The organism is Protofrankia symbiont of Coriaria myrtifolia (assembly GCF_900634755.1).
GTDB classification, from domain to species: domain Bacteria; phylum Actinomycetota; class Actinomycetes; order Frankiales; family Frankiaceae; genus Protofrankia; species Protofrankia coriariae.
On record NZ_CAAAFS010000014.1, the window covers coordinates 1 to 6,320 of the forward strand.

At 72.6% G+C, this 6,320-nt stretch carries 7 protein-coding genes; 5 read left to right on the forward strand and 2 right to left on the reverse strand.

Features of this window, described 5'->3' with window-relative positions; all coding sequences use genetic code 11:
- Positions 1-394 precede the first annotated feature (394 nt).
- From CM1CMNOD_RS00485 to CM1CMNOD_RS00495, 3 genes are all read left to right on the forward strand, one after another.
- Positions 395-841: a hypothetical protein gene (locus CM1CMNOD_RS00485; protein WP_043602699.1), complete on the forward strand. Its 447-nt coding sequence runs from the start codon at positions 395-397 to the stop codon at positions 839-841.
- 114 nt (positions 842-955) lie between these two features.
- A complete protein-coding gene (mqnB, locus tag CM1CMNOD_RS00490; RefSeq protein WP_013871727.1) occupies positions 956-1,903 on the forward strand; it encodes a futalosine hydrolase in 948 nt (315 codons plus the stop codon).
- 38 nt (positions 1,904-1,941) lie between these two features.
- Positions 1,942-2,778: a 1,4-dihydroxy-6-naphthoate synthase gene (locus CM1CMNOD_RS00495; RefSeq protein WP_085948574.1), complete on the forward strand. Its 837-nt coding sequence runs from the start codon at positions 1,942-1,944 to the stop codon at positions 2,776-2,778.
- A gap of 38 nt (positions 2,779-2,816) precedes the next feature.
- Here CM1CMNOD_RS00495 and CM1CMNOD_RS00500 read toward each other — a convergent pair whose 3' ends face one another.
- Positions 2,817-3,212 (reverse strand): cold-shock protein, encoded by a 396-nt coding sequence (locus CM1CMNOD_RS00500; RefSeq protein WP_013871729.1) that lies wholly within the window; start codon positions 3,210-3,212, stop codon positions 2,817-2,819.
- A gap of 410 nt (positions 3,213-3,622) precedes the next feature.
- On the opposite strand from CM1CMNOD_RS00500, the gene CM1CMNOD_RS00505 reads away from it, so the two are divergent.
- On the forward strand, positions 3,623-3,835 hold the full coding sequence (locus CM1CMNOD_RS00505; RefSeq protein WP_050803267.1) for a hypothetical protein: 213 nt from the start codon (positions 3,623-3,625) through the stop codon (positions 3,833-3,835).
- A 21-nt stretch (positions 3,836-3,856) separates the two neighbouring features.
- Here the strand turns inward: CM1CMNOD_RS00505 and larE are convergent, their stop codons facing one another.
- Positions 3,857-5,350, reverse strand: coding sequence for an ATP-dependent sacrificial sulfur transferase LarE (gene larE / locus CM1CMNOD_RS00510; RefSeq protein ID WP_347176426.1), 1,494 nt, complete (start codon positions 5,348-5,350; stop codon positions 3,857-3,859).
- 530 nt (positions 5,351-5,880) lie between these two features.
- Between larE and purS the strand changes: the two genes are divergently transcribed.
- On the forward strand, positions 5,881-6,186 hold the full coding sequence (gene purS / locus CM1CMNOD_RS00515) for a phosphoribosylformylglycinamidine synthase subunit PurS (RefSeq protein WP_043602700.1): 306 nt from the start codon (positions 5,881-5,883) through the stop codon (positions 6,184-6,186).
- Positions 6,187-6,320: the final 134 nt, after the last annotated feature.

Below are 6,320 nucleotides of genomic sequence, written 5' to 3' on the forward strand. Positions count from 1 at the left end.
CCGCAGGCCCCGCCCCTGCCGCAGACCCTGCCGCAGCACCCGCCCCTGCCGCAGCACCCGACATTGCCGCAGGCCCTGCCGCAGGCCCCGGCCGTGCCGCGGCCGCCCGCCGCGCCCGACGCCCCAACCGTGCCGCGACCGCCCGTCCGGCGCTGGTGGGAGCGCGGTTCCAGCTGACCGAAATAATCAAAAAAGCGATCAGACGGTACCAGCGGTCGACGGCCACCGGCTCCCGCCGCGGCCAGCACCCCGGTCGCGGCCGCCGGCAGGGGCTCATGGCCACGGCCAAGCCACCCGGGGCCGAGCCGCTGAGCAGGTGGGTTGAGACCGACAACCCACCCGCGGGATTGCGAGCAGGCCGGCGTCCGACCGTCGGGAACGGTAACCTCCGATCGTGTCCGTATCTCGGCTACTTTTCCGCACTCGGCGGCGACGCCCCGTCGTGCTCGGCATCCTCGGCGCGCTGGTCCTGGTGCTCACCGGCTGCGACAAGCCGACCCCGCTGGTGACGTTGCAGTCCGGCGGCGACTTCGTGCAGGCGCACGCCGCCCAGTACGACCGCGACGGCACAGTGATCAAGAAAGGCGGATACCAGGCGCCGGTCCTGCACGCCGCCCCCGGGTCAGTCGTCAACATCGACGTCGCAAAGTCGGTCGCTGACAAGGGATACTTCCTGGCGTCCAACGACACCCGGATTACCGACATCATCACCGAGCCGCACTACCGGCTGTCCGTGCCGGACGGGCGCGGCGAGGTGAACCTGACCGTCTTCCAGGCCCCGCACGCCGGCTCCGAGCAGGCTTCCGGGAGCTGGCCGTTCCGGCTCGTCGTCCAGCCGTAGCCCGATGAACCCCAGTCCCGTCAGCCCCGCCCGCACAGGCCCGAGCGGCGGCACAGGCCCGGCCGCGGCGTGCCCGGGCCGCACCCGCCCGTCGACTGTCCCGCTGGCGGCCGCGTGAGCCGCATCCTGCTCGTCACCGCGATGACAGCCGAGGCGGACGCGGTCTGCGCCGGAATGATGGGGCCGTGGCGGCCCCGACCCGTCACCAGCACGGGCAGTGCCGCCGCTGCCGCCGCCGGTACGGGCACGCTGTCGCGTGGCTCGCCGCCGTCGTGGGACCGCCAACTCCTGACCGCCGTGCGGATCGGCCCCTACCTGGGCCGCCGCTCCGGCGCGGTGACCGTCCTCGCCGCCGGTGCCGCCGGCCCCGCCGCGGCTGCCGGCACCGCCACCGCGCTCGCCACCGCCCAGGCCGCGGGAGAACCGTTCGACCTGGTCGTCTCCTTCGGGATCGCGGGCGGTTTCGCCGGCCGCGCGGACATCGGCGACCTCGTCATCGCGGACGCGCTGATCGCCGCGGATCTCGGCGCGGAATCCGGCGTCGACGCCCCGCCCGGTGAACCAGGACAACCACCCGCGCCGACGGCGTCCAGCGACTTCCTCACCCTGGAACAGCTCGGGCTCGGAGCCTCCACGCTGTCCCCCCGCGAGGAAACCGTCCAGACCCTCACCGGCATCCTCGCCGGTACCGGACGCCCGGTACGGACCGGGCCGGTGCTGACCGTCTCGACGATCACCGGGACCGAGCGCCGGGCCGCGGCCCTGGCACTGCGTTTCGGCCCGGCCGCCGAGGCGATGGAAGGGTACGCGGTCGCGGTCGCGACGGCGGTGTACGGCACGCCCTTCGCCGAGATCCGCGCGATCAGTAACGCGGTCGGGCGCCGCGACCGGGCCAGCTGGGACGTGCCGGGCGCGCTGGCCGGGCTGAGCGCCGCGGCAGCCGCCCTCACCGCCGGCATCGACACCCTCACCGCGGCCCTGCGCGCGACCGGCTCCGGCGGCCCGGCCAGACCAGCCGGACCCGCGGAAGCGAGGGGACCAGCGACGGGCGGCACATCGTGACCGGGACCAACGTCGGCGAGAGCACGTCGACGTCGACGATCCCGACGGCACCGCCGTCCCTGCCGACACCGCTGTCGTTGGCGATCTCTCCGTGCCCGAACGACACGTTCGCCTTCCACGCGCTCACGCACGGGCTGGTCGGGGGCGGCACCCCGGTCACAGTGACCTTCGCCGACATCGACGTGCTCAACAGCCGCGCCGCCGACGCCCTCGACGACGTCGTCAAGGTCTCCTACGCGGCCCTGCCCTGGCTGCTGGACTCCTACCAGCTGCTGTCGGCCGGCAGCGCGCTGGGACGCGGCTGCGGACCGCTCGTGCTGACCGCCGGCCGGGCCGACCTGCGTGGCGCCCGCGTCGCGATCCCCGGCATGCGCACCACCGCCTACCTGCTGTTCCGCCTGTGGGCGCAGGAGCGCGGGGTGAGCGAGATCGACGTCCTGTCCTTCGAGAAGATCATGCCAGCGGTGCGGGACGGACGGTACGACGCAGGCCTGGTGATCCACGAATCCCGGTTCACCTACCCGTCCTTCGGCCTGACCGCCATCGCCGACCTCGGCGACTGGTGGGAGTCCGAAACCGGCCTGCCGATCCCGCTCGGGGCCGTCCTGGGCCGCCGCCACCTCGACGGCGCCGCGCTGTCCGCGGCGGTGCGGGCGAGCGTGGCCGCCGCGTTCGCCGACCCGGCGGCGTCACGCTCCCACGTCCTCGACCACGCGCAGGAGATGGACCCGGACGTGGTGGACGCCCACATCAGCCTGTACGTCAACGACTACACCCTGCAGCTCGGCGACGAGGGTTACGGGGCGGTCGAGGCCCTGCTGGGCCGTGCGGCCGCCGCGGGCCTCGTCCCACCCCTGCCCGTCCCCCTACGCTGATCCGCGTCCGGCCCACGCGGGGAGCGGCCGCCGGACGATCAGACCTCCAGCTCGTCGGCGACCGCGTGAACGACCTTCGCCACCTTCTGGGCCGTGCGCCGGTCAGGATAGCGCCCGCGGCGCAACGAGCCCTGCACCTCGTCCAACAGTTTGATCATGTCTTCGACCATGCTGTGGAGCTCGTCCGGGCTACGCCGCGCCGCCTGTGCGGCAGCCTTCGTCACCGACGGCGGAGCCGCGAGCAGCCGCACCGACAACGCCTGGTCGCCACGGCGGCTCGTGGCGATCCCGAACTCGACCCGGTCACCGGGCTTGAGTCTGTCCACGCCAGGCGGGAGCGCGGCCTTGTGGACGAAAACATCACCGCCGTCGTCACGGCTGAGAAAGCCAAAGCCCTTGTCGACGTCGAACCACTTGACTCTGCCGGTGGGCACGGAAGACCTCGTTATGAGTAGCGAAGGGGGACTGTCCGGTGAGATACCGGGGTCTCAAGGCTATCCGGGGACGCGCCGATGAGTGGCCGTCCGTACTTTTTCATCACCGAGCAGTAGCACCCGAGCGATGATCGCCCAGCTCACCGGCAAGCCTGGAGCAGCCAGGCCTACCGGTCGGCTTCCCCGGTCCAACGGGCTCCCGAACGCGACAAACATGATCGCTCATCCTTTGGCCCGCAGCCCCCAACCAGCCGCCGGCGATGCGACGCAACGATCGCATCGCCTTTGGCCAGGGGGGCCGCGGAATCCGTAGGCTGGTAGGCGTGGACGATCCAGCGGCGCGGGAAGCAGAGCCTGCTGAGCCCTCGGGGCGCCGGAGACGGACGGACCTCTTCGTCCGGGCTGCGGTCGTGTCGTTCGCGATCGGCCTCGTCGCCACCGCGGTCATCATTATCCCGTTCTTCTTCGGGGTCACCGAACGTCCCACCTGGCTCAACGCGGTCGCGGCCGGCGGGCTGACCGTCGGCTTCGCCCTCGCCCTGATCGGGATACTCCTGGCTGTGCTCTCCCCCGCCCCGGTGGACGAGGCCGAACCGGTCGACGCCGAGGGAAACCCGATCTGACCGGACGGCCCCCGGCCGTTCTCACCGTCCGGCGCCGCCTTCCCCGGACGCTCGCGCCACGGCCGGCAGCAGCTCGTTCATGGAGCCCGACCGGAACCCACGGGGGTCGACCTCCACCCGGTCGAAGCCCTCGAGCGCGGCCAGCAGGTCCGGACGCGCGGCCAGCGCCGCCACCTGGTCAGCGTCCACCTCGACCATTGCCAGGCCGTCGAGGTCGCGCACCCGCAGGTTCCGGACGGCGAGCCCTGCGGCGGCCAGAGCCACCCGCAGCCCGGCCTCTGCACGTTCGACTCGGGCCAGCCGGGCCGGCGACACCTCGATGCCGTAGGCGATCCGGCTGGCCAGGCAGGCCGCGGCCGGCTTGTCCCAGGTCGACAGACCCCACCGCCGGGACGCCTCGCGGACCTGCGCCTTGGTCAGGCCCGCGTCCAGCAGCGGGGTACGCGCCCCCCGCTGGGCCGCCGCCCGGATACCCGGCCGGAACCCGGCGACGGCGTCGTCGGCGTTCGTCCCGGTCACCACATGGACGAGGCCGAGGGAGTCCGCGAGCGGCCGCAGCGTCTCGGTGAGCTCCGCCTTGCAGAAGTAGCACCGGTCCGGCCCGTTGGCCCGGTAGCCCTCGCGTCCCATCTCGTTCGTGGCCGGGGTGAGATGGCGGACGCCGAGCCGCGCGGCGAAATCGGTGGCGGCGGCGAGTTCGGCGGCCGGCAGGGACGCCGAGCTCGCCGTGGCCGCCACCACCCGGTCGGCGCCGAGCGTCCGGACCGCCGCCGTCAGCAGGAACGCCGAGTCCGCCCCACCGGAGAAGGCCACCAGTACCGAGCCGAGCCCGGCCAGCCGTGCGGCCAGGTCGTCGAGCCGACCGGGCAGCAGATGGGACGACAGCCAGCCGCCGAACGCGGCCAGGTCGGGCAGGACGACGTCGGCTCCGGCGGCGGCCAACTCGTCCGCCGAGCACGGGCCGGTGGCCACCGCGACGGCCAGGGCACCGGCCGCGTGCGCTCCGACGATGTCACCGACATGGTCACCCGCGTAGATCGTGACATCATGCTCGATCATGGCCTCGGCCTTCGTCTCGGCGAACCGCCAGCCCTCGACCGCGTCCACCTCGATGCCGATGTGGGTGAGGCTCGCCCGCGCGAGCGGCTCGCTCTTGGCGGTGACAACGACCACCTGCCCCCCGTGGCGACGCACCTGGGCGACCGCGTCGGCGGCGCCCGGCATCGGCAGCGACACCGGCAGCGCGTGGACGGCGTACAGCTCGCGGTAGCTGGCCGCCGTCTCCGCTACCCGCTCGGGCGGGAACCAGCGGGCGATCTCCTCCTCCAGCGGCGGCCCGAGGCGGGCGGCGGCCGCTTCGCCGTCGATCGTCACCCCCGTCTCGGCGGCCAGCGCGGCGTAGGTGGCGACGACGCCGCGCCGAGGGTCCAGCAACGTCATGTCCAGGTCGAATCCGACGACCGGCCCGGCCGCTCTCGGCGGACCGGCTGCCCCCGAGGCAGGTTGCCTCGGCACGGACACGGGCTGTTCTGGCACGGATGTCGACACACACCCGAGGGTAGTTACCGCCGCCTCGCCACGGGCGCCCACAGCCACAGAGCCCCCGAACACCGCCCCCGAACACCGTCAATCGATCAAAGATTCGCGATCGATTACCGCCGAATCATGAGAACGAGGGAACAAGTGGCCGCCACAGCAGCCATTTCCACACTCGCTTTCCTGATCACATTCACTTTCTTGATCGAAAAAGGCGTGCGGTGCCCGGTGGGGTTCGCGGTGCCGGGCGGTGTTCCTGGCGCACCGGCCGTGTCGGCGCATGCGGCCGGGCGGGTGCGCCGGCCCCCCGAACGGCGCACCCGCCCGGGGCGGGCCGATGGGTACGCCCACAGCTCGAGGCTGGCCGCGCAGGTGTGGGCAGCACACCCGCTCCAGGCCCGAACGGCACCGGTGGAACCACGTCCGATGGATCTTCGAGCGCGGGCGACACCCAGCCGACCAACATCCATCAGCCCCGGCCCTGCGATGCACCGATACAGTCTTCAGGCGTGGCCAGGGTCGTTGTGGACGTGATGCTGAAACCGGAGATCCTCGACCCGCAGGGGCAGGCGATCCTCGCCGCGCTGCCACGCCTGGACGTGTCCGGCATCGCCGGGGTGCGCCAGGGCAAGCGTTTCGAGCTGGAGGTGGACGGCGACGCCGACGCCGACGTCCTCGCCCGGATCGACCAGCTCGCCGCCTCCCTGCTCGCCAACCCGGTGATCGAGGACTACGTCGTGCGGGTGGAGCCGCCGCAACCGGCGCAGGCCAGCCCCGCCGAGGCCAACGCGGTCAGAGCCGAACCCACCACCTGAGACGTGTTCGGAAGGCCCGCGAGGGCGACCGCACGCTGATCGTGACAATCATCACTCCGTGACGAAAAGCGCATGCATCACTCCGGAGCGCAATGTCCCGAGCCGGCACATCCACCCCACGGGACCACCCCACC